Source organism: Peribacillus sp. NPDC096379 (assembly GCF_044762875.1).
In the GTDB taxonomy this organism is placed as follows: Bacteria; Bacillota; Bacilli; order Bacillales; family DSM-1321; genus Peribacillus.
Genome location: NZ_JBIWFD010000010.1, coordinates 21,553 through 47,601, shown reverse-complemented (window position 1 = coordinate 47,601; position 26,049 = coordinate 21,553). Strand labels below are relative to the sequence as shown.

At 40.5% G+C, this 26,049-nt stretch carries 34 protein-coding genes and 1 pseudogene; all 35 read right to left on the bottom strand.

Features of this window, described 5'->3' with window-relative positions; genetic code table 11:
- Positions 1-215: 215 nt before the first annotated feature.
- The 35 genes and pseudogenes from rpsK to rpoB all read right to left on the bottom strand — a co-directional run bounded on the left by rpsK (position 216) and on the right by rpoB (position 25,923).
- Positions 216-605, bottom strand: a complete 390-nt coding sequence (gene rpsK, locus ACIQZI_RS23265; protein ID WP_028390438.1) for a 30S ribosomal protein S11 — start codon at positions 603-605, stop codon at positions 216-218.
- Positions 606-627: 22 nt separating this feature from the next.
- Positions 628-993, bottom strand: a complete 366-nt coding sequence (gene rpsM, locus ACIQZI_RS23260; RefSeq protein ID WP_049679559.1) for a 30S ribosomal protein S13 — start codon at positions 991-993, stop codon at positions 628-630.
- 23 nt (positions 994-1,016) lie between these two features.
- The gene (gene rpmJ / locus ACIQZI_RS23255) at positions 1,017-1,130 is read right to left on the bottom strand and encodes a 50S ribosomal protein L36 (RefSeq protein WP_003156543.1); all 114 of its coding nucleotides are present in this window, start codon (positions 1,128-1,130) and stop codon (positions 1,017-1,019) included.
- Positions 1,131-1,170: 40 nt separating this feature from the next.
- Positions 1,171-1,389 carry a translation initiation factor IF-1 gene (gene infA, locus ACIQZI_RS23250; RefSeq protein ID WP_028390440.1) on the bottom strand — a complete coding sequence of 73 codons (219 nt, stop codon included), beginning with the start codon at positions 1,387-1,389 and terminating at the stop codon, positions 1,171-1,173.
- A gap of 244 nt (positions 1,390-1,633) precedes the next feature.
- Positions 1,634-1,767, bottom strand: a pseudogene (locus ACIQZI_RS23245) (type I methionyl aminopeptidase); the annotation flags it as partial.
- 79 nt (positions 1,768-1,846) lie between these two features.
- The gene (locus ACIQZI_RS23240; RefSeq protein WP_062187209.1) at positions 1,847-2,497 is read right to left on the bottom strand and encodes an adenylate kinase; all 651 of its coding nucleotides are present in this window, start codon (positions 2,495-2,497) and stop codon (positions 1,847-1,849) included.
- A gap of 62 nt (positions 2,498-2,559) precedes the next feature.
- On the bottom strand, positions 2,560-3,855 hold the full coding sequence (gene secY, locus ACIQZI_RS23235; RefSeq protein ID WP_062187207.1) for a preprotein translocase subunit SecY: 1,296 nt from the start codon (positions 3,853-3,855) through the stop codon (positions 2,560-2,562).
- Positions 3,855-4,295, bottom strand: coding sequence for a 50S ribosomal protein L15 (gene rplO, locus ACIQZI_RS23230; protein ID WP_028390443.1), 441 nt, complete (start codon positions 4,293-4,295; stop codon positions 3,855-3,857). Before rplO ends, secY begins: the two co-directional genes overlap by 1 nt.
- Positions 4,296-4,330: 35 nt before the next feature.
- Positions 4,331-4,513, bottom strand: coding sequence for a 50S ribosomal protein L30 (gene rpmD / locus ACIQZI_RS23225; protein WP_062187205.1), 183 nt, complete (start codon positions 4,511-4,513; stop codon positions 4,331-4,333).
- Positions 4,514-4,526: 13 nt separating this feature from the next.
- On the bottom strand, positions 4,527-5,027 hold the full coding sequence (gene rpsE, locus ACIQZI_RS23220) for a 30S ribosomal protein S5 (protein ID WP_062187203.1): 501 nt from the start codon (positions 5,025-5,027) through the stop codon (positions 4,527-4,529).
- A 23-nt stretch (positions 5,028-5,050) separates the two neighbouring features.
- Positions 5,051-5,413, bottom strand: a complete 363-nt coding sequence (gene rplR, locus ACIQZI_RS23215) for a 50S ribosomal protein L18 (protein WP_062187195.1) — start codon at positions 5,411-5,413, stop codon at positions 5,051-5,053.
- A gap of 32 nt (positions 5,414-5,445) precedes the next feature.
- On the bottom strand, positions 5,446-5,982 hold the full coding sequence (rplF, locus tag ACIQZI_RS23210; RefSeq protein WP_062187193.1) for a 50S ribosomal protein L6: 537 nt from the start codon (positions 5,980-5,982) through the stop codon (positions 5,446-5,448).
- Positions 5,983-6,012: 30 nt separating this feature from the next.
- Positions 6,013-6,411, bottom strand: coding sequence for a 30S ribosomal protein S8 (rpsH, locus tag ACIQZI_RS23205; RefSeq protein ID WP_062187187.1), 399 nt, complete (start codon positions 6,409-6,411; stop codon positions 6,013-6,015).
- Between the two features lie 30 nt (positions 6,412-6,441).
- Complete coding sequence (locus ACIQZI_RS23200; protein ID WP_028390449.1) at positions 6,442-6,627, bottom strand: type Z 30S ribosomal protein S14; 186 nt, start codon at positions 6,625-6,627, stop codon at positions 6,442-6,444.
- Between the two features lie 25 nt (positions 6,628-6,652).
- Complete coding sequence (rplE, locus tag ACIQZI_RS23195; protein ID WP_049679551.1) at positions 6,653-7,192, bottom strand: 50S ribosomal protein L5; 540 nt, start codon at positions 7,190-7,192, stop codon at positions 6,653-6,655.
- 29 nt (positions 7,193-7,221) lie between these two features.
- Positions 7,222-7,533 carry a 50S ribosomal protein L24 gene (gene rplX / locus ACIQZI_RS23190; protein ID WP_049679550.1) on the bottom strand — a complete coding sequence of 104 codons (312 nt, stop codon included), beginning with the start codon at positions 7,531-7,533 and terminating at the stop codon, positions 7,222-7,224.
- Positions 7,534-7,575: 42 nt separating this feature from the next.
- A complete protein-coding gene (rplN, locus tag ACIQZI_RS23185; RefSeq protein WP_028390452.1) occupies positions 7,576-7,944 on the bottom strand; it encodes a 50S ribosomal protein L14 in 369 nt (122 codons plus the stop codon).
- Between the two features lie 42 nt (positions 7,945-7,986).
- Entirely contained in the window at positions 7,987-8,250 is a 264-nt protein-coding gene (rpsQ, locus tag ACIQZI_RS23180) for a 30S ribosomal protein S17 (RefSeq protein WP_049679548.1), read from the bottom strand.
- Positions 8,251-8,269: 19 nt separating this feature from the next.
- On the bottom strand, positions 8,270-8,473 hold the full coding sequence (gene rpmC, locus ACIQZI_RS23175; protein WP_028390454.1) for a 50S ribosomal protein L29: 204 nt from the start codon (positions 8,471-8,473) through the stop codon (positions 8,270-8,272).
- The gene (rplP, locus tag ACIQZI_RS23170) at positions 8,463-8,897 is read right to left on the bottom strand and encodes a 50S ribosomal protein L16 (RefSeq protein WP_062187186.1); all 435 of its coding nucleotides are present in this window, start codon (positions 8,895-8,897) and stop codon (positions 8,463-8,465) included. The genes rpmC and rplP overlap by 11 nt, the downstream gene beginning before the upstream one ends.
- 1 nt (position 8,898) lies before the next feature.
- Complete coding sequence (gene rpsC / locus ACIQZI_RS23165; RefSeq protein ID WP_403077959.1) at positions 8,899-9,555, bottom strand: 30S ribosomal protein S3; 657 nt, start codon at positions 9,553-9,555, stop codon at positions 8,899-8,901.
- 3 nt (positions 9,556-9,558) lie between these two features.
- Positions 9,559-9,900 carry a 50S ribosomal protein L22 gene (rplV, locus tag ACIQZI_RS23160; protein WP_049679545.1) on the bottom strand — a complete coding sequence of 114 codons (342 nt, stop codon included), beginning with the start codon at positions 9,898-9,900 and terminating at the stop codon, positions 9,559-9,561.
- Positions 9,901-9,917: 17 nt separating this feature from the next.
- The gene (gene rpsS / locus ACIQZI_RS23155; RefSeq protein WP_062187185.1) at positions 9,918-10,196 is read right to left on the bottom strand and encodes a 30S ribosomal protein S19; all 279 of its coding nucleotides are present in this window, start codon (positions 10,194-10,196) and stop codon (positions 9,918-9,920) included.
- Positions 10,197-10,256: 60 nt separating this feature from the next.
- Entirely contained in the window at positions 10,257-11,087 is an 831-nt protein-coding gene (gene rplB / locus ACIQZI_RS23150; RefSeq protein WP_403077955.1) for a 50S ribosomal protein L2, read from the bottom strand.
- 26 nt (positions 11,088-11,113) lie between these two features.
- Complete coding sequence (gene rplW, locus ACIQZI_RS23145; protein WP_403077952.1) at positions 11,114-11,398, bottom strand: 50S ribosomal protein L23; 285 nt, start codon at positions 11,396-11,398, stop codon at positions 11,114-11,116.
- Positions 11,398-12,021, bottom strand: a complete 624-nt coding sequence (rplD, locus tag ACIQZI_RS23140; protein ID WP_062187182.1) for a 50S ribosomal protein L4 — start codon at positions 12,019-12,021, stop codon at positions 11,398-11,400. The genes rplW and rplD overlap by 1 nt, the downstream gene beginning before the upstream one ends.
- A 25-nt stretch (positions 12,022-12,046) precedes the next feature.
- Positions 12,047-12,676 carry a 50S ribosomal protein L3 gene (rplC, locus tag ACIQZI_RS23135; protein WP_403077948.1) on the bottom strand — a complete coding sequence of 210 codons (630 nt, stop codon included), beginning with the start codon at positions 12,674-12,676 and terminating at the stop codon, positions 12,047-12,049.
- Positions 12,677-12,712: 36 nt separating this feature from the next.
- Positions 12,713-13,021 carry a 30S ribosomal protein S10 gene (gene rpsJ, locus ACIQZI_RS23130; protein WP_040372540.1) on the bottom strand — a complete coding sequence of 103 codons (309 nt, stop codon included), beginning with the start codon at positions 13,019-13,021 and terminating at the stop codon, positions 12,713-12,715.
- Positions 13,022-13,636: 615 nt separating this feature from the next.
- The gene (tuf, locus tag ACIQZI_RS23125) at positions 13,637-14,824 is read right to left on the bottom strand and encodes an elongation factor Tu (protein WP_403077943.1); all 1,188 of its coding nucleotides are present in this window, start codon (positions 14,822-14,824) and stop codon (positions 13,637-13,639) included.
- A gap of 119 nt (positions 14,825-14,943) precedes the next feature.
- Entirely contained in the window at positions 14,944-17,022 is a 2,079-nt protein-coding gene (gene fusA / locus ACIQZI_RS23120; protein ID WP_403077941.1) for an elongation factor G, read from the bottom strand.
- Positions 17,023-17,072: 50 nt separating this feature from the next.
- Positions 17,073-17,543 carry a 30S ribosomal protein S7 gene (gene rpsG / locus ACIQZI_RS23115; protein ID WP_403077938.1) on the bottom strand — a complete coding sequence of 157 codons (471 nt, stop codon included), beginning with the start codon at positions 17,541-17,543 and terminating at the stop codon, positions 17,073-17,075.
- 40 nt (positions 17,544-17,583) lie between these two features.
- Entirely contained in the window at positions 17,584-18,006 is a 423-nt protein-coding gene (gene rpsL, locus ACIQZI_RS23110) for a 30S ribosomal protein S12 (protein WP_028390466.1), read from the bottom strand.
- A 105-nt stretch (positions 18,007-18,111) separates the two neighbouring features.
- A complete protein-coding gene (locus tag ACIQZI_RS23105) occupies positions 18,112-18,360 on the bottom strand; it encodes a 50S ribosomal protein L7ae-like protein (protein WP_062187177.1) in 249 nt (82 codons plus the stop codon).
- A gap of 191 nt (positions 18,361-18,551) precedes the next feature.
- Positions 18,552-22,151, bottom strand: a complete 3,600-nt coding sequence (gene rpoC, locus ACIQZI_RS23100; protein WP_403077933.1) for a DNA-directed RNA polymerase subunit beta' — start codon at positions 22,149-22,151, stop codon at positions 18,552-18,554.
- A 190-nt stretch (positions 22,152-22,341) separates the two neighbouring features.
- Positions 22,342-25,923, bottom strand: a complete 3,582-nt coding sequence (gene rpoB, locus ACIQZI_RS23095; protein WP_062187175.1) for a DNA-directed RNA polymerase subunit beta — start codon at positions 25,921-25,923, stop codon at positions 22,342-22,344.
- Between the last annotated feature and the right edge of the window lie 126 nt (positions 25,924-26,049).

The window sequence follows — 26,049 nt, the reverse complement described above, 5'->3', positions numbered from 1 at the left end:
AACCGTTTCGATTTTTGGTTTTTCTATTTCGATCATTTAACAAACCCTCCTTCAAAACGTCGAAACCCCGGTTAGTAAGTATCCGAACTTATAACCGAAATTCCCCATGTATACGTTCCCGCTTGTGAGCAACAACTGAATTAATCATTCTGTTAGAACGCAAACTTAGTATTATGTCCCATTATAGACATGAATACAAAATTTATACAGAAAAATTAAACACGGCGACGTTTTGGTGGACGGCATCCGTTATGAGGAACTGGAGTTACGTCTTTAATTGCAGTTACTTCTAGTCCAGCAGCTTGAAGTGCACGAATTGCAGCTTCACGTCCAGCACCTGGTCCTTTTACAGTAACTTCAAGAGTTTTCATACCATGTTCGATTGATGTTTTTGCAGCAGTTTCAGCAGCCATTTGAGCAGCGAATGGAGTCGATTTACGTGATCCACGGAAACCTAGTGCTCCAGCACTTGACCATGAAATTGCGTTACCATGTGAATCTGTGATAGTAACAATCGTATTATTGAAAGTAGAACGAATATGCGCGATACCTGTTTCTATATTCTTTTTCACACGACGTTTACGTGTATTAGTTTTACGTGCCATGAAATGTAACCTCCTTTACTGATTATTTTTTCTTGTTAGCTACTGTACGACGAGGTCCTTTACGCGTACGAGCGTTGTTTTTTGTATTTTGTCCGCGAACTGGAAGACCACGACGGTGGCGTAAACCACGGTAGCTACCAATTTCCATTAGACGTTTGATATTTAGAGAAATTTCACGACGAAGGTCACCTTCTACTTTTAAAGCATCGATGATTTCACGGATTTTGTTTAATTCATCTTCCGTTAAGTCGCGAGTACGAGTTTGTTCAGAAATACCAGCATCTGCAAGAATTTTAATCGCAGTTTGTTTTCCAATACCGAAAATATATGTTAAAGAAATGACAATACGTTTGTCACGGGGAATATCAACACCAGCAATACGTGCCATTGATGTGTGCACCTCCTTCTATATTAGCCTTGTTTTTGTTTATGTTTAGGGTTTTCGCAAATAACCATAACTTTACCTTTTCTGCGGATAACTTTACACTTTTCGCAGATTGGCTTTACAGATGGTCTGACTTTCATTGCTATCTAACCTCCTTATACAGATCGGAGCGTAACCAGATTATTTAAATCGGTATGTGATTCTGCCGCGAGTTAGATCATACGGGGAAAGCTCAACCGTAACTTTATCTCCAGGCAAAATGCGAATAAAGTGCATACGAATTTTACCGGATACATGAGCTAAAACAGTATGACCATTTTCTAATTCTACCTTAAACATTGCATTTGGCAAAGTCTCTTGTACTGTGCCTTCTACTTCAATTACATCGTCTTTCGCCATTAAGTGATTCTCCCTTCTCTATGCATGGACCCATTTAGCAAATGAACAATATCACCTTTGTAATACATTGTCAATGAAGACAAAGATCCGTGGGAAATATAGCTCTCTCCAAAAATGGTTCACATCTTTCCGTCAACTTTACTTTCGTCCATCATCCTCTAAAGTCTTCACATCTCTGCTTTTTCAGATTGCGCCTTTAAACACGGGCGTAACCGTACCAGGCTTCTACCGATAACCAAGTTTTAGGCGGATCGGTTTGAGGAATATTTGGCCCTCATGTAAGTCTTGACCGATTATGTGGCCTCCATACTCTCTACTGAAAGAGAAGCTTCCAGCCTTAACATAGGTTTGAATAGCATGGGAGATGTTTGAAAGACGCACAAGTTACGCGCTTCTTTAAAACTCTCTATATAATGACTCTAGCTTCTTTAAAGAGTCGTTTTATTTCTCTAAAACCTTATCGCAGAGTTGACAGCAGCTTATTGATATCTTCAAAAACAATATTAATATCCTGTTGACCGTTAATGTTGCGCACATAACCCTTCACTTCATAGAAGTCAAGAAGTGGTTGTGTTTGCTTAAGATTTACGTCCAGACGATTCTGAACCGTTTCTTCATTGTCATCAGCACGTTGATATAGCTCTCCGCCGCAACGGTCACATACATCATTAACTGCAGGAGGATTGAAAACAAGGTGATAAGTAGCACCGCAAGATTTGCAAATGCGTCGCCCAGTCAATCTTTCCATTAAGATGCTTTTATCAACATCGATATTAATTACATATTGTAATTGTCGATCCAAGTCTGAAAGAATCTTTTCAAGCGCTTCTGCTTGAGCTACAGTTCTAGGAAAACCGTCAAGCAAGAAACCTTGACTGCAATCATCTTGACTTAATCGCTCACGAACAATACCGATTGTTACTTCATCAGGAACTAACTCGCCTTTATCCATGAATGATTTAGCTTGTAAACCAAGTTCCGTGCTATCTTTGATAGCTGCTCGGAACATATCTCCAGTTGAGATATGAGGGATGTTATACTTTTCGACGATTCTTTCGGCTTGAGTACCTTTTCCGGCACCCGGAAGACCCATTAACACTAAATTCACGTTTTGTTCCCCCTCAAACTCCATAATGGATTTTAGGGAACATCATTGTCCCCAAAACTCCATTACTTTATAAATCCTTTATAATGACGCTTTACTAACTGTGATTCAAGTTGCTTCATCGTATCAAGTGCAACACCGACAACGATTAAGATACTCGTTCCACCAATTTGTGCCGAGGCCGGCAAGTTAGCAAGTTGTATGAATATCACTGGCATTATCGCAATAGCTGCTAAAAATAGCGAGCCTACGAAAGTCAAGCGATATAACACACTTGTCACATAATCTTGCGTCGCTTTTCCTGGTCGGATACCTGGTACATAGCCACCCTGTTTCTTCAGATTATCTGCCATTTGTTCAGGATTAACTTGAATAAATGCATAAAAATAAGAAAATGCAATGATAAGAGCCACGTAGATGACCATACCAATCGGGTGTTCATAAGTTAGATTATTAGCTATCCATTCTGTAACCTTATTCGAGCCAAAGAATGAAGCGATTGTTGTCGGCGTAACAAGAAATGCCATGGCAAAGATTACAGGTATAACACCTGCAGCATTTACTTTTAACGGTAAGTGTGTAGATTGCCCTCCCGCTGGTGTACGACCAGCAGCCGCACGCTTAGCGTATTGGATCGGAATTTTACGTAGTGCTTGTTGGATAAAGATAACAGCAACTACAACTGCTAACACTGCAATTAAAAGTAAAACAACTGTAATAATCCTCAAGAAGAGTTGGTCTCCCGCATCTTCAAATTGCTGAGCAAAAATCTGGTTTGCAGTCGTCGGCATACCTGCAACGATACCAGCAAAGATGATAATGGAAATTCCGTTACCAACTCCTTTGGACGTAATCAGTTCTCCTAACCACAAGAGAAAAGCCGTACCAGCAGTTAATACTAGTGCAATAAGCAGATAAGTACTAACACCAGCGTTTTTGATAAGCATTCCATTAGACATATTGTTAAAGCCATAAGACATACCAAGTGCTTGGATAAATCCAAGTACAATAGTGAAATAACGGGTAAACTGAGCTAACTTACGACGTCCAGCTTCTCCTTGTTTGGACCACTCAGTGAACTTTGGAACAACATCCATCTGTAAAAGTTGGATAATGATCGAAGCCGTAATATACGGCATAATTCCCATAGCCAAGATAGAGAAGTTTTGGAGTGCCCCACCACCAAAAGTGTTAAGAACACCAAATACGCTTAGCTGATCTTGTGCCTTTAGCACATCGGCATTCACATTCGGTACGGGTATAAATGTACCGATGCGATAGACGATGAGCATTAAAAGGGTAAACATAATTTTGTTTCTTATATCAGCCACGCGCATAAAGTTGGAAATCGTTTGAAACATTAGATCACCTCAGTTGTACCGCCAGCTGCTTCAATAGCTTCTTTTGCAGTAGAGGAGAATTTATGAGCTTTAACAGTAAGCTTTTTCTCAACATTGCCTTTAGCAAGAATTTTAATTCCTGCTTTTTCTTTACTTACAATACCTGTCTCAATTAATAGAGCAGGTGTTACCTCAGTACCATCCTCGAAGCGGTTTAATACTTCAAGATTTACGATAGCATAGTCTTTACGGTTAATGTTCGTAAACCCGCGTTTAGGCAAACGTCTGAATAAAGGAGTTTGACCACCTTCGAATCCAGGACGTACTCCGCCACCAGAACGAGCATTTTGACCTTTATGGCCTTTACCTGCTGTTTTACCGTTGCCAGAACCAATACCGCGACCTTTACGTTTACGCTCTTTACGAGCACCTTCTGCAGCTTTTAATTCATGAAGTTTCATTGTTGTTGGCACCTCCTTGTTAAGTGGTAGTTATTTTATTGTTCGTTTACAGTAACAAGATGAGCAACTTTGTTAATCATACCGCGAATCGCAGGGTTATCATCATGAACAACTGTTTGATGCATTTTGCGTAAACCCAGAGTGTTAACTGTAACGCGTTGGTCATCCGGACGACCAATCAAGCTGCGAGTGAGGGTAATTTCTAATTTATTTGCCATTGATATTCCCTCCTTATCCTAACAGTTCTTCTACTGATTTACCACGTAGTTTTGCTACGTCCTCAGCACGTTTTAATTGCTTTAATCCTTCAACTGTAGCACGAACCATATTAATAGGCGTGTTCGTTCCAAGTGATTTCGAAAGAATGTCACTTACTCCACCTAATTCTAGTACCGCACGAACCGGACCACCAGCGATAACTCCTGTACCTTCAGAAGCAGGTTTTAAAAGGACATGACCTGCACCAAAGCGACCGTTCACTAGATGTGGAATTGTCGTACCAACGACAGGAACCGTTACTAGATTTTTCTTAGCATCCTCAATAGCTTTACGGATTGCATCAGGTACTTCTTGTGCTTTACCTGTTCCAAAGCCAACGTGACCATTCTTGTCACCTACAACTACAAGTGCAGTGAAACGGAAACGACGTCCGCCTTTTACAACTTTAGCTACGCGGTTAACTGTTACTACACGCTCTTCAAGTTCTAATTTATTAGGATCAATACCTCGCATCAGTTTTGTCCCTCCTTTATCTATTAAAATTGTAAGCCGTTTTCACGAGCAGCGTCAGCTAATGCTTTAACACGTCCGTGGAAAAGGTATCCACCGCGGTCAAATACAACAGCGCTGTGTCCTTTTTCAACTGCACGTTTAGCAATAAGTGCGCCAACTTGTTTAGCAGCTTCTGCATTACCTGCTGCTTCAATATTAAGCTCTTTATCAAGAGTAGAAGCACTTGCTAGAGTTACGCCATTTGCATCGTCAATTAATTGAGCGTAAATGTGTTTGTTCGAACGGAACACATTTAAACGAGGACGAGCTTCAGTTCCAGAAAGTTTTGCACGAACACGTGCATGTCTTTTCTGACGAGTAGCGTTTTTATCAAGCTTCGTAATCATTTACGTCACTCCTTTCATTTACTCAGGCGACATTACTTACCTGTTTTACCTTCTTTACGACGAACAAATTCGCCTTCGTAACGGATACCTTTACCTTTATAAGGCTCTGGCGGACGAACTTGACGAACATCAGCAGCTAATGCGCCAACGCGTTCTTTGTTAATCCCTTTGATAATAACTTTTGTATTTGAAGGAACTTCAACTTCTAGTCCTTGTTCAACATCGAATTCAACCGGGTGAGAATATCCTACACTTAGGACAAGTTTATTACCTTGCTTTTGAGCACGGTAACCTACCCCGATAAGTTCTAGAGTTTTTTCAAATCCTTTAGAAACACCCTCAACCATGTTTGCGATAACCGCACGAGTTGTACCATGAAGGGCACGGTGTTCTTTTGCGTCAGATGGACGTGTTACGGTTAACACGTTTTCTTCCATAGAAATTGTAAGATCTGAATTGAAAGTTCTAGATAATTCACCTTTTGGTCCTTTAACAGCTACTTCACTACCATTGATAGTTACTGTTACACCAGCAGGAATTTCAATAGGTTTTTTACCTATACGTGACATTTAGTGCACCTCCATTCTTGTGAAAATGTATTACCAAACGTATGCTAGCACTTCTCCGCCAACTTGTTTAGCGCGAGCTTCTTTATCTGTTAAAACTCCATGAGAAGTAGAAACAATTGCGATACCTAAACCATTAAGAACGCGTGGAACCTCACCAGTTTTCGCATAAACACGTAGACCAGGTTTACTGATACGTTTTAGTCCTGTGATAACACGTTCATTGTTTGCACCGTATTTTAAGAAGATGCGGATGATACCTTGTTTGTTGTCTTCGATTAACTCAACGTCACGTACGAAGCCTTCACGCTTTAAGATCTCAGCAACTTCCTTTTTGATCTTAGAAGCGGGAACTTCCAATTTCTCGTGACGAACCATATTCGCATTACGAATGCGAGTCAGCATATCTGCAACAGGATCTGTCATGACCATTATTATTTACCTCCTTCCCATAATCGGGTTTTACCAGCTAGCTTTTTTCACGCCAGGAATTTGTCCTTTATATGCAAGTTCACGGAAACAAATACGGCATAGTTTAAATTTACGGTATACAGAGTGTGGACGTCCGCAACGTTCGCAACGTGTGTACTCTTGAACACCAAATTTAGCTCCGCGTTTTTGCTTCACGATCATTGATTTTTTAGCCACGTTTTCGCCTCCCTTTACTTAGAGATTACTTTTGGAACGGCATTCCTAATTGAGTAAGTAGTTCACGAGATTCTTCGTCAGTATTAGCAGTCGTTACAATAACGATATCCATACCACGAACTTTGCTCACTTTATCGTAGTCAATCTCAGGGAAGATAAGTTGCTCTTTAACACCCAAAGTGTAGTTTCCGCGACCATCAAAAGATTTTTTTGAAACTCCGCGGAAGTCACGTACACGTGGTAAAGAAACAGAAACTAGCTTATCAAGGAAATCATACATACGCTCACCGCGTAATGTAATTTTCGCACCGATAGGCATACCTTCACGTAGACGGAAGCCTGCGATAGATTTTTTAGCTTTTGTTACAACAGGTTTTTGTCCGGATAGAAGTGCCAATTCTTCAACAGCAACATCTAATGCTTTTGAATTTGAGACTGCATCGCCAACACCCATGTTAATAACGATTTTGTCCACTTTAGGGACTTGCATTACTGATTTATAATTAAATTTGCTCACTAGAGCAGGACTAATTTCTTTTTGAAATTTTTCTTTTAGGCGGTTCATTACTTAGTGTACCTCCCTTCATTAATGACTTATTTATCTAAAGATTCACCTGAAATTTTAGCTACGCGTACTTTTTTGCCGTCTTCAATCTTATAACCAACACGAGTTGGTTTACCTGTTTTCGGATCAAGTGGCATAACATTGGATGCGTGAATAGCAGCTTCTCTACTGATGATTCCACCTTGTGGATTCAATTGAGATGGCTTAGAGTGCTTTTTCACGATATTAATTCCTTCAACAAGCACACGATTTTTCTTAGGGTATGCTACAAGAATTGTACCTTGTTTGCCTTTGTCCTTACCAGAGATGACTACGACTTTGTCACCTTTTTTAACATGCATTAGCTTCGCACCTCCTTGAAAGGCTTTTTACGATATTTATCATTATAAAACTTCTGGAGCAAGTGATACGATTTTCATAAAGTTGCTGTCACGTAGTTCACGTGCAACAGGTCCAAAAATACGTGTTCCACGCGGGCTCTTATCATCTTTAATAATGACACATGCATTTTCATCGAAACGAATGTAAGATCCATCAGGACGACGCATACCGCGTTTTGTACGTACAACAACTGCTTTAACTACTTCACCTTTTTTAACAACGCCACCTGGTGTTGCTTGTTTGACTGTTACAACGATAACATCACCGATGTTAGCAGTTTTACGGCCTGAACCACCAAGAACTTTAATTGTTAGTACTTCACGAGCACCAGAGTTATCAGCTACTTTTAAACGTGATTCTTGTTGAATCATGTACGAAACCTCCCTTCGGATTTAACTTAATCCGAACATAGATTAGATAATTACAGCTTTTTCTACTACTTCTAATAAACGGAAACGTTTTGTAGCGGATAATGGACGAGTTTCCATTACTTTAACTACATCGCCAATTTTAGCTTCATTTAACTCATCATGAGCCTTGAATTTCTTAGAATACTTTACGCGCTTACCGTATAGTGAGTGCTTTTTGTAAGTTTCTATAAGAACAGTTACCGTTTTATCCATTTTGTCGGATACAACGCGTCCAGTATATACTTTACGTTGGTTGCGTTCGCTCATTCTGCAAACCTCCCCTCAATTATCGATTGTTGACACCGATCTCTCTTTCACGAACAACTGTTTTCATACGAGCGATCGATTTACGAACTTCACGAATACGTGCTGTATTTTCAAGTTGTCCAGTAGCTAACTGGAAACGAAGATTAAATAATTCTTCTTTAAGAGATTTTACTTTTTGTTCAATTTCGGCAGTGGTTAACTCTTTAATTTCATTAGCCTTCATTTGATTCACCACCAATTTCTTGACGTTTAACAAACTTACATTTAATCGGAAGTTTGTGTGCTGCAAGACGTAACGCTTCTCGTGCCACCTCTTCAGATACGCCAGAGATTTCAAACATTACTTTACCCGGTTTTACAACTGCAACCCAGCCTTCAGGTGCCCCTTTACCGGAACCCATACGTACTTCTAGAGGTTTAGCAGTGTATGGTTTGCTTGGGAAAATTTTGATCCAAACCTTACCACCACGTTTCATATAACGAGTCATAGCGATACGAGCAGCTTCGATTTGACGGTTTGTAATCCATGATGCATCTATTGCTTGAAGGCCATATTCACCGAAGTGTACTTCAGTTCCGCCTTTAGCATTACCTCTCATTTTACCGCGATGTTCACGACGGTATTTAACGCGTTTAGGCAATAACATATTATTTTCCTCCTTCCTCAGATTTCTTCTTAGTAGGAAGAACTTCTCCACGGTAGATCCATATTTTCACGCCTAGCTTACCGTAAGTAGTATCCGCTTCAGCATGTGCATAGTCAATGTCAGCGCGAAGTGTGTGTAGAGGTACAGTTCCTTCACTGTAGTGTTCAGCACGAGCGATATCAGCTCCGCCAAGTCGACCAGATACTTGTGTTTTGATTCCTTTAGCGCCAGCACGCATAGTACGTTGAATCGCTTGTTTTTGTGCACGACGGAACGAAACACGGTTTTCTAATTGACGTGCTACGTTTTCAGCAACTAATTTAGCATCAAGATCTGCTCTTTTAATTTCGATGATATTAATATGAACTCTTTTACCAGTTAACTGGTTCAAAGCTTTACGAAGTGCTTCAACTTCAGTACCACCTTTACCAATAACCATACCTGGTTTAGCAGTGTGTACTGAAACATTTACGCGGTTAGCAGCACGTTCAATTTCGACTTTTGATACAGAAGCATCGCTTAAACGTTTCGTGATATACTCACGAACTTTAAGATCTTCATGCAAAAGAGTAGCATAGTCTTTATCAGCGTACCATTTCGATTCCCAATCACGAATAATTCCGATACGCATACCGATTGGATTTATCTTTTGACCCACAGTTTACCCCTCCTTCTTTTCTGATACAACGATAGTAATATGACTAGTACGTTTGTTAATCGCACTCGCACGTCCCATTGCGCGTGGACGGAAACGTTTCAATGTTGGTCCTTCATTTACGTATGCCTCTGAAACAACTAGGTTATTGATATCCATTTCGTAGTTGTGTTCTGCGTTTGCAACAGCAGACTTCAAAACTTTTTCTACGATTGGAGAAGCGGCTTTTGGAGTTAAGCGAAGAATCGCTACAGCTTCACCTAATTGTTTTCCTCGAATTAAATCTGCAACTAAACGGACTTTACGAGGAGCAATACGAACTGTTCTAGCAACAGCTTTTGCTTGCATGAGATGCCCTCCTCTCGTTAACGTCTTGTTTTCTTATCATCACTTGCGTGACCTTTATAAGTACGTGTAGGTGCGAATTCGCCAAGTTTATGACCTACCATGTCTTCCGTTACATAAACCGGTACGTGTTTACGACCATCATAGACAGCGATTGTGTGACCGATAAATTGTGGGAAGATTGTTGAACGACGAGACCAAGTTTTAATAACTTGTTTCTTCTCAGTTTCATTTAACTTTTCAACCTTAACGATCAAATGCTCATCAACAAATGGACCTTTTTTTAAGCTGCGACCCATGAGTGTACCTCCCTTCGTGATTGTGCTACGGCTCTATATATGAACCGTAGTTCAATCCCGTTATTTTTTACGACGACGCACGATAAATTTATCGGATTTGTTTTTCTTCTTACGGGTTTTAGCACCAAGAGTTGGTTTACCCCAAGGAGACATTGGAGATTTACGTCCGATAGGTGAACGGCCTTCCCCACCACCATGTGGGTGATCATTCGGGTTCATTACAGATCCACGAACTGTTGGGCGTTTTCCTAACCAGCGTGAACGTCCGGCTTTACCGATGTTGATTAATTCGTGTTGCTCATTACCCACTTGACCGATAGTAGCACGGCAAGTTGCAAGAATCATACGAACCTCACCAGAATTTAAACGTACAAGTACATAACGACCTTCTTTACCAAGAACTTGTGCAGATGTACCTGCAGAACGGACTAATTGTCCACCTTTTCCTGGTTTTAATTCGATGTTATGGATTACTGTACCAACTGGAATGTTTGCTAATGGAAGAGCGTTACCTACTTTAATATCAGCGTCAACGCCTGACATAATCTCCATGCCTACTTCTAGGTTTTTAGGAGCTAGGATATAACGTTTTTCTCCATCTAAATAGTTAATTAATGCAATGTTTGCAGAACGATTTGGATCGTACTCAATTGTAGCAACGCGTCCTGGTATACCATCTTTGATTCGTTTGAAATCAATGATACGGTATTGACGCTTATGGCCGCCACCTTGATGACGAACTGTTAACTTACCTTGGTTATTACGGCCGCCTTTACGTGTTAAAGGAGCAAGTAATGATTTTTCTGGTTTGCTTGCAGTAATCTCAGCAAAGTCAGATGTAGTCATATTACGTCGACCGTTAGAGGTAGGTTTATACTTTTTAATCGCCATGTGTATTTCCCTCCTTCTCTAATGAATTAAGCTTCGAATAATTCGATTTCTTTGCTATCAGCAGTTAGTTTAACAATCGCTTTACGGCGTTTGTTTGTATAACCTGCATGTTTACCCATGCGTTTAAATTTACCTTTGTAGTTCATGATGTTAACTTTCTCAACTTGTACGTCAAAGATTTCTTGAACAGCATCTTTAACTTGAGTCTTGTTAGCTTTCACATCAACTTCAAACGTATACTTCTTCTCAGCCATTGCGTCTGAAGAAGCTTCTGTAATTACTGGTCGCTTAATGATATCACGAACATCCATTATGCTAGAGCCTCCTCTACTTTTTGAACAGCAGATTTAGTCAAGATCAATTTGTTGTGTGAAACAACATCAAGAACATTAAGACCATTCGCCTCTACAACAGTAACACCTGGGATGTTACGAGCAGATAACGCAACTTTCTCATCTAAACCGTCAGTTACGATCAACGTTTTAGTTTCAATAGAAAGTCCTTTAAGAACAGCTGCAAATTCTTTTGTTTTTGGAGCTTCGAAAACTAGGTTTTCAAGTACTAATACATTATCTTCAAGGACTTTAGCCGATAAAGCAGATTTAATCGCTAAACGACGAACCTTTTTAGGTAATTTGTAAGAGTAGCTTCTTGGTGTCGGACCGAATACAGTACCGCCGCCACGCCATTGTGGTGAACGAATTGAACCTTGACGCGCACGTCCAGTTCCTTTTTGTTTCCATGGTTTACGACCGCCGCCTGCAACTTCAGAACGAGTTTTCACTTTATGAGTTCCTTGTCTTAAAGAAGCTCTTTGCATGATAATTGCTTCAAATAATACAGAATTATTAGGTTCAATTCCGAAAATCGACTCATTTAGTTCGATATCGCCAACTTTTGAGCCAGTTTGGTTGAACAATGTAACTTTTGGCATTCTAATGCTCCTCCTTTCTCAGATATTACTTAGCTTTAACAGCAGACTTAACTTTGATTAAAGCTTTTCTAGCACCCGGAACATTACCTTTTACTAAAAGTAAGTTACGTTCTACATCCACTTTAACAATTGTTAAGTTTTGAACAGTTACTTGTTCTCCACCCATACGTCCTGGTAATAATTTACCTTTGAATACGCGGTTTGGAGCAACAGGACCCATTGAACCTGGTCGACGGTGGTAACGTGATCCGTGAGTCATTGGTCCACGAGATTGTCCGTGGCGCTTGATTGCACCTTGGAAACCTTTACCTTTAGAGATCCCTGTTACATCTACTGTATCGCCTTCTGCGAAAATACTAACTTTGACTTCTTGACCTAATTCGTAATCAGCTGGATTTGCTGAACGGAATTCGCGAACGAAGCGCTTAGGTGCAGTGTTTGCTTTTTGAACATGGCCTTTTTCAGGTTTATTCGAAAGCTTTTCACGTTTATCTTCAAAACCGATTTGAATTGCTTCATAACCGTCAGTTTCAAATGTTTTCTTTTGAAGAACTACGTTGTTAGCTGCTTCGATTACTGTTACTGGAATAAGTTCACCATTTTCAGCAAATACTTGCGTCATACCAATTTTTCTTCCTAAGATTCCTTTGGTCATTAGTCACACCTCCTGATTTTTTCTAATTTTCTATAATTAAAGTTTGATTTCAATGTCAACACCAGATGGTAAGTCTAAACGCATCAATGAATCAACTGTTTGAGGAGTTGGATTCACGATATCGATAAGACGTTTGTGAGTACGCATCTCGAATTGCTCACGAGAATCTTTATATTTGTGAACTGCACGAAGAACCGTGTAAACAGAACGTTCAGTTGGTAATGGGATTGGACCCGATACAGCAGCACCAGAACGTTTTGCAGTTTCAACAATTTTCTCAGCAGATTGATCAAGGATTCGGTGATCATATGCTTTTAAACGAATACGAATCTTTTGTTTTGCCATTATTTTCCCTCCTTTTCGCCTATTTTCTAAATAGACTTTCTCATTGGAAATTTCCCACACACTCGCCATGGCAAAGCGGCCGGGTGTGTCAGCAACCTTCCAAATCATCGCAGTCAAAGACCAACATTGTCTATTATATCTAAAGCACCTAAAATAATCAAGTAAAACTTAAACATTTCTTTGTGCAAGACACTTTTACTATTATACATAGTAAGTAACTCTTTATCAAGTTTAATTTTTATATGCATTTTTTATGATTCGGCTCTTACTATCAATAGCCATCTGAACTTCAATGTACTTTATCAAACATCTAGTAAAGATCCTACTGTAAACATCGATTCGTTCTTGTACTTAACACAGAATACAGTATGGAAGAAGAGTTTGTAAATAGGAAAATATAGGGGACGTTCCTTGATTAGGGTACCTTAACTTTTGCAATATGAACTGAATTTGTACGATTTTACAGATAACCTTAATGATCTTTGACCAAATTCGCAAGCTATTTTACCGATCTTTTTAGAACAAACTCTTATCCTTTCCTTTTTAAAATACAAAAAGGGAGCAGCCGGCGTCCCTGCTGCTCCCTTTCGAAAGGCGTCCCTTTCAATTATTCAATTACTCAGTGATTTTAGCAACTACACCAGCGCCTACAGTACGTCCACCCTCACGGATAGAGAATTTAGTACCTTCTTCGATAGCGATTGGTGCAATTAGTTCTACTGTCATTTCAATGTTATCTCCAGGCATAACCATTTCTACGCCTTCAGGAAGATTACAGATACCAGTTACATCCGTTGTACGGAAGTAGAATTGTGGACGGTAGTTTGTGAAGAATGGAGTATGACGTCCACCTTCTTCTTTTGAAAGAACATAAACTTCCGCTTTGAATTTAGTGTGTGGAGTGATTGAACCTGGTTTAGCAAGTACTTGTCCACGTTGGATATCTTCACGAGAAACCCCACGAAGAAGTGCTCCAATGTTGTCACCAGCTTCAGCATAATCAAGAAGCTTACGGAACATTTCAACACCAGTTACAGTAGTTGGTTTTGGCTCTTCAGTCATACCGATGATGTCTACAACATCTCCGACTTTAACTTGTCCACGCTCAACACGTCCTGTAGCAACTGTTCCACGACCAGTGATTGAGAATACATCCTCAACTGGTAACATGAATGGTTTGTCAGTGTCACGAGTTGGGTTTGGAATATATTCATCAACAGCGTTCATTAATTCATGAATTTTTTCTTCCCAAGCTGCTTCACCTTCAAGAGCTTTAAGAGCAGAACCTTTAATTACTGGAATATCATCACCAGGGAATTCATATTCAGAAAGAAGGTCACGAATTTCCATTTCTACTAATTCAAGTAACTCTTCGTCGTCAACCATGTCACATTTGTTCATGAATACAACTAGGAAAGGAACACCTACTTGACGAGAAAGAAGGATGTGCTCACGAGTTTGTGGCATTGGGCCGTCAGCAGCAGATACTACTAAGATTCCGCCGTCCATTTGTGCAGCACCAGTGATCATGTTTTTAACATAGTCAGCGTGACCTGGGCAGTCAACGTGTGCATAGTGACGAGCTTCTGTTTCATACTCAACGTGTGAAGTAGAAATTGTGATACCACGTTCTCTTTCTTCTGGTGCACCGTCGATTTGGTCATATCCGCGTGCTTCTGCACCACCTGCTTTTGCAAGTACAGTTGTGATAGCAGCTGTAAGAGTTGTTTTACCATGGTCAACGTGACCAATTGTTCCAACGTTAACGTGTGGTTTTGAACGATCAAATTTTGCTTTACCCATTAGGATATTCCTCCTTGAAATTATAAATTTTTTTTAGACTTATGACACTACGAAACAAGGTAATACCTAGTTTCGCAGCTTACATAAGTAGTTATACTTTAATAGAAGATGAAAATCAATTATTCACCTTTATTTTTTTTAACAATTTCCTCAGCGATGCTCTTCGGTACTTCTTCATAGTGATCGAAGTGCATAGAGAACGTTCCTCTTCCTTGAGTGTTAGAACGTAGAGATGTTGCATATCCGAACATTTCAGATAGTGGAACCATCGCTTTAACCATTTGTGTGTTTCCGCGAGCTTCCATACCTTCTACACGGCCACGGCGTGATGTAACGTCACCCATGATATCTCCCATGTATTCTTCTGGAATAACAACTTCTACTTTCATAATCGGCTCAAGAATAACTGGTTTACATTTAGATGCTGCATTTTTAAGTGCCATAGATGCAGCGATTTTAAATGCCATTTCGTTGGAGTCAACGTCATGGTAAGATCCGTCAAATAGTTTTGCTTTAATATCTACAAGTGGATATCCTGCGATAACACCACGATCAAGTGAGTCAACTAGACCTGCTTGAACAGCTGGGATGTACTCACGAGGAACAACACCACCGACGATAGCATTTTCAAATTCGAATCCTTTTCCTTCTTCGTTTGGAGAAAACTCGATCCAAACGTGACCAAATTGTCCACGACCACCAGATTGGCGAACGAATTTCCCTTCAACTTGCGCAGATCCACGGAATGTTTCACGGTACGCTACTTGAGGAGCACCTACGTTTGCTTCTACTTTAAACTCGCGACGCATACGGTCTACAAGGATATCTAAGTGAAGTTCTCCCATACCTGCAATAATCGTTTGACCAGTTTCTTGGTCAGTATGTGCACGGAATGTTGGATCTTCATCTTGAAGTTTTTGTAGTGCCTGACCCATTTTATCTTGGTCAGCTTTTGATTTTGGTTCAACAGAAAGTGAGATAACCGGTTCTGGGAAGACCATAGACTCAAGAATAACTTGGTCTTTGTCATCACATAATGTGTCACCAGTTGTAGTATCTTTCAAACCTACAGCAGCTGCGATGTCCCCTGCGTGTACTACAGAGATTTCTTCACGGCTATTTGCGTGCATTTGTAAGATACGACCAACACGTTCACGTTTACCTTTTGTTGAGTTGATTACGTAAGAACCAGATTGCAATGTACCAGAGTATACGCGGAAGAATGTAAGTTTCCCTACATAAGGATCCGTCATAACTTTAAATGCAAGTGCAGAGAATGGTTCTTCATCATCAGCATGGCGCTCAACTTCTTCCTCTGTGTCAGGTAGCGTACCTTTGATAGCAGGTACATCAAGAGGAGATGGTAAGTAATCAACTACTGCATTAAGCATTAATTGAACACCTTTGTGTTTGAAAGCAGTACCACAAATTACAGGGTAGAATTCAACACTAAGTGTCGCTTTACGGATTGCAGCTTTAAGTTCAGCTACTGAGATTTCTTCTCCGCCTAGGTACTTCTCCATTAATTCTTCATCAAGTTCAGCTACCGCTTCAATTAATTTCTCACGGTGTTCTTGAGCTAATTCAAGATGTTCTTCAGGGATTTCACCTTCAGAGATTTCAGTACCTTGGTCATTGCCATAGAAAGTAGCTTTCATTTCTACTAAGTCAATGATAGCTGTGAAATGATCTTCAGCGCCCACAGGAATTTGGATTGCGTGCGCGTTCGCTTGAAGGCGATCATGTAAAGTTCCTACAGAATATAGGAAATCCGCACCTGTTTTGTCCATTTTGTTTACGAACACGATACGTGGTACACCGTATGTCGTAGCTTGGCGCCAAACAGTTTCTGTTTGTGGCTCAACACCTGATTGTGCATCAAGTACAGCTACAGCTCCATCAAGTACACGTAGGGAACGCTCAACTTCTACAGTGAAGTCTACGTGTCCCGGTGTATCAATGATATTTACGCGGTTTCCATTCCATTGTGCTGTTGTAGCCGCAGATGTAATTGTAATACCACGCTCTTGCTCTTGTTCCATCCAGTCCATTTGTGATGCACCTTCGTGCGTTTCACCAATTTTATGGATTTTACCAGTGTAAAAAAGAATACGTTCGGTTGTCGTCGTTTTACCAGCATCGATGTGAGCCATGATACCGATATTACGCGTATTTGCTAAGGAGAACTCTCTTGCCATCTTGGTCTTTCTCCTTCCTTTTTATGAGAATGTTTTTATATAATACAATCTTACCAACGGTAATGAGCAAACGCTTTGTTAGCTTCTGCCATTTTGTGTGTATCTTCACGTTTCTTAACAGCTGCTCCAGTGTTGTTTGCAGCATCCATGATTTCGTAAGCTAAACGCTCTTCCATCGTTTTTTCTCCACGAGAACGAGAATAGTTTACTAACCAACGAAGACCAAGAGTTGAACGTCGATCTGGACGCACCTCAACTGGTACTTGGTAGTTAGCACCACCCACACGGCGTGCTTTTACTTCTAGTACAGGCATGATGTTTTTAAGTGCTTGTTCAAACACTTCCATCGGGTTGTTGCCAGTACGTTCTTGGATTGTATCAAATGCAGAATAAAGAATTTTTTGTGATTTACCTCTTTGTCCATCAACCATCATTTTGTTGATTAAACGAGTCACAAGTTTTGAATTATAAATTGGATCTGGTAATACGTCTCTTTTAGAAACAGGTCCTTTACGAGGCATTATGTTTCCTCCTTTCGGTGTAGTTCATATTTTGGTTCTATTATTTTTTTGGTGCTTTTGGACGTTTTGTTCCGTATTTAGAACGACTTTGCATACGGTTATTCACTCCAGCTGTATCAAGCGCACCACGAACGATGTGATAACGTACCCCTGGTAAATCTTTTACACGACCTCCACGGATTAGTACCACGCTGTGTTCTTGTAGGTTATGTCCGATACCAGGAATGTAAGCTGTTACTTCGATACCATTCGTCAAACGTACACGCGCATATTTACGTAACGCTGAGTTTGGTTTTTTCGGTGTCATAGTTCCCACACGAGTACAAACACCGCGTTTTTGTGGAGAAGTTACGTTAGTTTGTGATTTTTTAAAGCTGTTATAGCCTTTGTTAAGTGCTGGTGATTTAGAGTTGTATTCTTTAGACTCGCGACCTTTACGCACTAATTGATTAATAGTAGGCATTAATTTGTCCTCCCTTCACTTTTCAGTTCTAGTACCACACATCCAGGTGGTTCATAAATGAGCAAAAACAAAGTTTTTGCAAAAAACAATTCCGCAAAAACAGTTTTACTTTTTAATGGCAACAGTAGCTGCTCCGACATCAATACCGCATGCTTTTCCAAGCATCCGCATCGAATCAACGTACGTGATTGGAACTTCTAATTCTCGAGCAGTCTCTGCAACATGAGCTGTCAGCAACAGATCAGCATCCTGTGCAATGATGACCTCTCGAATTAAATGCTGTTTGAGAGCTCTCAGGGTTTGTTTCGTTCCTATTATCACTGACTTTGCCTGTAGTACTTTTTCATAAGACATCTATCATATCCTCCAAAGTTACAGGGTATCATAGGAGCACATTTGCAATAATATCACTTATGATGTCTTTTTGTCAACTTATCTTTTAATAATAATTATATAATACCGACTCGTGATATGCATGACCTTTTAGCAAGTTTAAACTCCGTCTTGTAAAAGAGCAAGCACCTCACGAGCCAGTGTTTATATTATTACTCTACTGGGACGCTGTCTTCATTTGTATCTTCAACAATAACTGGGCTTGCCTTGCGGTAACGAAGCATTCCTGTTCCTGCTGGTACAAGTTTACCAATGATAACATTCTCTTTTAACCCAAGTAATTCATCGCGTTTTCCTTTTATCGCTGCATCTGTTAAAACTCTAGTCGTTTCTTGGAATGATGCCGCCGATAAGAAGGAATCTGTTTCTAGTGATGCTTTTGTTATACCGAGCAGTACTGGTCGGCCAGTAGCTGGGTTCTTGCCACTAAGAAGTGCGTCTGTATTCGCTTGAGTAAACTGATGCACATCAAGTAACGTTCCTGGAAGAACATCCGTTTCACCTGCATCAAGCACGCGGACTTTCCGAAGCATTTGTCTAACCATAACCTCGATATGTTTGTCCCCGATTTCTACCCCTTGCATACGGTATACATTCTGTACTTCGCTTAACAAGTACTCTTGAACTGCAAGTACGTCCGTAACTCTAAGTAACTCTTTCGGATCAATTGACCCTTCTGTTAATTCTTCTCCACGCTGTACATATGAATCTACGGACACTTTTAATCGTGCAGAGTATGGCGCGGTAAACGTGCGAGACTCAACAGCACCTTGGACCACAATCTCTTGTTGCTTGTCGCGTATTTCATTAATTGAAACAACAGTACCTTCAATTTCTGTAATAAGCGCTTGTCCTTTAGGGTTCCTTGCTTCAAAGATTTCTTGGATACGAGGTAGACCTTGGGTGATATCATCACCGGCAACTCCACCTGTATGGAATGTACGCATTGTTAACTGTGTACCAGGCTCTCCGATAGATTGTGCAGCAATAATTCCGACTGCTTCTCCAACTTCAACTTCCTGCCCTGTTGCAAGATTGCGTCCATAACATTTTTTACATACACCATGACTGGTGTTACATGTAAATGCAGAACGAATCCATACTTCCTCGATACTGCTATCTTCAATATACTTAGCAAGGTCTTCAGTGATTAGCCCATTTTCACGAACAATAACTTCTTTCGTTTCAGGATGTCTAATTGCTCTTCTAGCATGACGACCAATCAAACGTTCTTCTAATGTCTCTATAATCTCTGTACCATTTTTTAGAGCTGAAACCTTCAATCCACGGTCAGTTCCACAATCGTCATCACGAACAATAACATCTTGTGCAACGTCTACGAGACGACGAGTAAGATATCCGGAATCGGCTGTTTTAAGTGCTGTATCAGCAAGACCTTTACGAGCACCGTGAGTAGAGATAAAGTACTCTAATACCGTTAAGCCTTCACGGAAACTTGATTTAATTGGCAACTCGATAATACGTCCAGCCGGGTTGGCCATCAATCCCCGCATACCCGCTAACTGAGTAAAGTTAGATGCGTTACCACGCGCTCCAGAATCACTCATCATAAAGATTGGGTTGCTACGGTCTAATGAATCCATTAGTTTAGCTTGAATCGTATCTTTAGCCGCACTCCAAATTGAAATAACACGATCATAGCGCTCGTCTTCCGTTATGAGACCACGTCTAAATTGTTTCAATACATTATCCACTTTTTGTTGTGCTTCTTCGATGATTTCCTGTTTTTCACCCAAAACTACGATATCAGAAACACCAACAGTGATTCCGGCTTTTGTAGAATGTTTGAATCCAAGGTTTTTCATCCGATCAAGCATTTTTGACGTTTCGGTAATTTTGAAACGTTTAAATACTTCTGCGATAATGTTCCCAAGAATTTTCTTCTTGAATGGATCAATCAATGGTTGTGCTTGGATAAGTTCTTTAATGTTTGCCCCATTTTCGACAAAATACTTCTCAGGAGTTTTCACTTCTAAATTATATCCTGTAGGTTCATTAATGTAAGGGAATGATTTAGGTAAAATCTCATTAAAAATCATTTTACCAACAGTTGTTAATAAGAGCTGTTTATTTTGTTGTTCAGTAAATGTTTCGTTATTTAGGGATCCTGCATGAACAGCAACACGCGAGTGCAAGTGTACATAGCCATTTTGATAAGCTAACAAAGCTTCGCTTGTATCTTTAAAAATCATTCCTTCGCCAATGATTCCAGCTCTTTCTAAAGTTAAGTAATAGTTACCTAATACCATATCCTGTGAAGGAGTAACAACTGGTTTTCCATCTTTCGGGTTTAGAATGTTTTGCGCAGCTAGCATTAGCAATCTTGCTTCAGCTTGTGCTTCAGATGATAACGGAACGTGTACAGCCATTTGGTCACCGTCAAAGTCAGCATTGTATGCAGTACATACAAGCGGATGAAGTCGGATTGCCCGGCCCTCAACAAGTGTCGGTTCAAATGCTTGAATACCAAGTCTGTGAAGTGTAGGTGCACGGTTCAGTAATACCGGATGCTCCTTAATGACAGCTTCAAGTACGTCCCAAATTTCTGGAGACAACCGTTCAATCTTACGTTTAGCTGATTTAATGTTGTGTGCTAACCCTTTTTGAACGAGTTCTTTCATAACAAATGGTTTGAATAGTTCAATTGCCATTTCTTTCGGAAGTCCGCATTGATACATTTTCAAGTTCGGTCCAACAACAATTACTGATCGACCAGAATAGTCAACACGCTTACCAAGTAGATTTTGGCGGAAACGCCCTTGCTTCCCTTTAAGCATATGAGAAAGTGATTTCAATGGGCGGTTACCAGGTCCTGTTACCGGACGGCCGCGACGACCATTATCAATCAAAGCATCTACTGCTTCTTGAAGCATACGTTTTTCGTTTTGAACGATGATGCTCGGAGCACCAAGATCCAATAAACGTTTCAAACGATTGTTACGGTTTATTACTCGTCGATACAAATCATTCAAGTCAGAAGTCGCAAAACGACCACCGTCTAATTGCACCATAGGACGAAGTTCCGGTGGAATAACAGGAAGTACATCAAGAATCATCCAAGAAGGCTCGTTTCCAGAATTACGGAAAGCCTCCAACACTTCAAGACGCTTAATTGCTCGAGTTCTACGTTGTCCTTGAGCTGTTTTTAATTCTTCTTTTAAAGCTTCTGTTTCTTTTTCTGTATCAATGTCTTGTAGTAATTTTTTTATTGCTTCCGCACCCATACCAGCTTGGAATTTTTTTCCGTACTTTTCGCGGTATGCACGATATTCTTTTTCAGAAAGAAGCTGTTTCTTTTCTAACGTTGTATCACCTGTTTCAGTGACAACGTAGGATGCAAAATAAATCACTTCTTCCAAAGCGCGTGGAGACATATCTAATACAAGTCCCATTCGGCTTGGAATACCCTTGAAATACCAAATGTGAGATACAGGTGCAGCAAGCTCAATATGCCCCATACGCTCACGGCGAACCTTCGCACGTGTAACTTCTACACCGCAGCGATCACAAACGACACCTTTATAACGAACACGTTTGTATTTACCACAATGACATTCCCAGTCCTTTTGTGGTCCAAAAATTCTTTCGCAGAACAAACCGTCCTTCTCAGGCTTTAATGTACGATAGTTAATTGTTTCTGGTTTTTTTACTTCGCCATGTGACCAAGAACGAATCTTATCTGGTGAAGCAAGACCAATTTTCATATATTCAAAATTATTTACATCTATCAAGGGGCCTACCTCCCTTTTGATCTCCAAGTTTTACCCAAATTGCTTAAATTGTTCTTTCATACTATCAGGCGCCACTTTCCCTTAGAATGACCGACCTAATTAATTGAACTCCAACAGGCAGCATGGTTCGATTAGTTGAAGAGCCAATACTGCCTAGTCAGAGTGGTAAAAAAACTATTTATTCAAAGTGTTAATCCGTTGTGATGGCATTTGTCTTCGTGCCAGCATCTGAGGCAACCATTTCTTTACCTTCTTTATCTATGTTCAAGGAGTCAGAATGATTTACATCATCCTCATCTTCCAAATCACGCATTTCAACTTCGCGGTCTTGTGCATTCATGATTTTGACATCCAATCCCAAGCTTTGAAGCTCCTTAATCAATACTTTGAATGATTCAGGAACACCCGGCTCCGGTACATTTTCGCCCTTCACAATCGCTTCATATGTTTTCACACGACCAACGACATCATCGGACTTAACAGTAAGAATTTCTTGCAAGGTGTATGCAGCACCATATGCTTCAAGTGCCCATACTTCCATTTCACCGAAACGTTGTCCACCGAATTGCGCTTTACCACCAAGTGGTTGCTGCGTAACGAGTGAGTAAGGTCCTGTTGATCGCGCATGAAGCTTATCATCAACCATATGAGCAAGTTTGATCATATACATAATACCTACTGATACGCGGTTATCGAATGGTTCACCTGAGCGTCCATCATATAAGACTGTTTTCGCATCGCTCGCCATTCCAGCTTCAGCAATTGTTGCCCAAACATCTTCCTCTGTTGCTCCATCGAAAACCGGAGAAGCAACATGAATATCAAGGGCCCTGGCTGCCATTCCTAAATGCAATTCCAATACCTGCCCAATGTTCATACGAGATGGTACACCTAATGGGTTTAACATGATGTCAACCGGTGTGCCGTCCGGTAAATATGGCATATCTTCTTCCGGAAGAAGGCGAGAGATAACCCCTTTATTACCATGACGACCTGCCATTTTGTCACCTTCGTGAATTTTACGTTTTTGAACAATATACACACGTGCAAGTTGGTTTACGCCTGGTGGAAGTTCATCTCCATCTTCTCTGTTAAACACTTTAACGTCATGTACGATTCCGCCACCGCCATGTGGTACACGAAGGGACGTATCACGTACTTCACGTGCTTTTTCACCAAAGATAGCGTGTAAAAGACGCTCTTCAGCTGTAAGTTCCGTTACACCTTTTGGCGTTACTTTACCTACTAGTAAGTCTCCGTCTTTAACTTCAGCGCCGATGCGGATTATGCCACGTTCGTCAAGGTTACGAAGTGCATCTTCCCCAACGTTTGGAATATCCCGAGTAATTTCTTCAGGTCCAAGTTTTGTGTCTCGTGATTCTGACTCATACTCTTCAATGTGAATCGATGTATAGACATCATCTTTCACAAGACGCTCACTCATAATAATAGCATCTTCATAGTTATAACCATCCCATGTCATAAATGCCACAAGGACGTTACGACCTAGAGCAAGCTCACCTGATTCCATTGACGGACCATCAGCTAAGATTTCCCCTTTGACCACTTTATCCCCTACGCTTACGATTGGGCGTTGGTTATAACACGTTCCTTGGTTAGAACGGATAAATTTCAAAAGACGGTATTTATCAAGATTTCCTTTGACCTCTTGTCCATCCACAACACTTACTCGTCGAACCCAGACTTCACGAGATTCAACATGCTCAACGATTCCTTCGTGCTTACAAATCACAGCTGCTCCAGAATCTTTAGCAGATACATACTCCATACCTGTTCCGACACGTGGTGCTTCTGGTTGTAATAACGGCACTGCTTGACGTTGCATGTTTGCTCCCATTAGGGCACGGTTAGAGTCATCATTCTCCAAGAACGGAATACAAGCTGTCGCCGCTGATACAACCTGTTTCGGGGAAACATCCATATAGTCAACGCGGTCGCGTGGTACTACCGTGTTTTCACCACGGAAACGGGCTACGATTTGATCGTCTACAAATGACCCATCGTCATCTAAGCGAGTATTCGCTTGCGCCGTTACATAGTTATCCTCTTCATCTGCTGTCAAATAGTCAATGCGATTTGTAACTTTTCCTGTTTCAGGATCCACACGACGGAATGGCGTTTCGATAAATCCATATGGATTCACCTTCGCATAGCTAGATAATGAGTTGATCAGTCCAATGTTTGGACCCTCTGGTGTTTCAATTGGACACATACGACCATAGTGAGAATAATGAACGTCACGCACTTCAAAACCGGCACGTTCACGTGTTAAACCGCCTGGTCCCAATGCAGAAAGACGACGTTTATGCGTCAATTCGCCTAATGGATTCGTTTGGTCCATGAATTGTGATAATTGAGAACTTCCGAAGAATTCTTTGATAGAAGCAATCACCGGGCGAATATTAATTAATTGCTGCGGTGTAATGGTATTCGTGTCTTGAATAGACATTCTTTCACGAACAACTCGCTCCATCCTTGATAATCCAATTCGGAATTGATTTTGTAATAATTCACCTACTGAACGAAGACGGCGATTACCAAGGTGATCGATATCATCTGTAATCCCTACCCCATGAAGTAAATTAAAGAAGTAGCTAATAGAAGATAAAATGTCGGCAGGTGTAATGTTTTTCACACGATCCGTTACATTTGCATTCCCGGTTACGTTGATGATTTTCTCGCCTTCTGTATCATTTGGAGCATATATCTTAATTGGTTGAAGCAAAATCTCATCTTCTACCACACCGCCTACTGGCTGATATGTGCGATTGCCAATTCCTTCATCAAGATGAGGAAGGATGCGGTCTAAAATGCGTCGGTCCAGAAGTGTACCCTTTTCAACAATAATCTCACCAGTTTCCGGATCAACTAATGTCTCAGCGATACGTTGACCAAATAAACGGTTTTTAATATGCAGTTTTTTATTTAGTTTATAGCGGCCTACATTCGCTAAGTCATAACGCTTTGGATCAAAGAAACGTGAAACCAAAAGACTTTTCGCGTTTTCTACAGTCGGTGGTTCACCCGGGCGAAGACGTTCGTAAATCTCTAGTAATGCTTTTTCTACGCTTTCGGTATTATCCTTTTCTAGCGTATTACGGATATACTCATTGTCTCCAATAAGGTCAAGAATTTCTTGATCAGACCCAAACCCAAGAGCACGCATCAATACTGTAATTGGCAACTTCCGCGTACGGTCAATTCTGACATAAACTACGTCTTTTGCATCTGTCTCATACTCCAACCATGCACCTCGGTTAGGAATAACAGTAGCTGTAAAGCCGTACTTCCCGTTTTTATCCATTTTTCCATTGTAGTACACACTTGGTGAACGAACAAGTTGTGAAACGATAACACGTTCTGCACCATTAATGACAAATGTACCTGTTTCAGTCATAAGAGGAAAATCACCCATGAATACATCTTGGTCTTTGACTTCCCCAGTTTCTTTATTTACAAGTCTGACTTTTACACGAAGTGGTGCTGAGTACGTTACATCACGTTCTTTCGATTCTTCTACCGAATATTTTGGATCTCCCAAACTGTAATCGATAAATTCAAGCGATAAATTGCCCGTAAAGTCCTCAATAGGAGAAATATCCTGGAACATCTCTCTTAATCCTTCATCAAGAAACCATTGATAAGAAGCGGTTTGAATTTCAATTAGGTTTGGTAATTCCAATACCTCACTGATTCTTGCATAACTTCTACGTTGGCGGTGTCGTCCATACTGAACTAGTTGACCTGTCAACCGATTCACCCCTTAAATCAAGCGTTATAAGGTTCCATTTGCCTCTTGGAAAAAGTGTAATTCCATAGACAAAAAGAAAATGGTTTTTGTTTTAAAAACCACAATTTTTCATAAAACGAACTATTA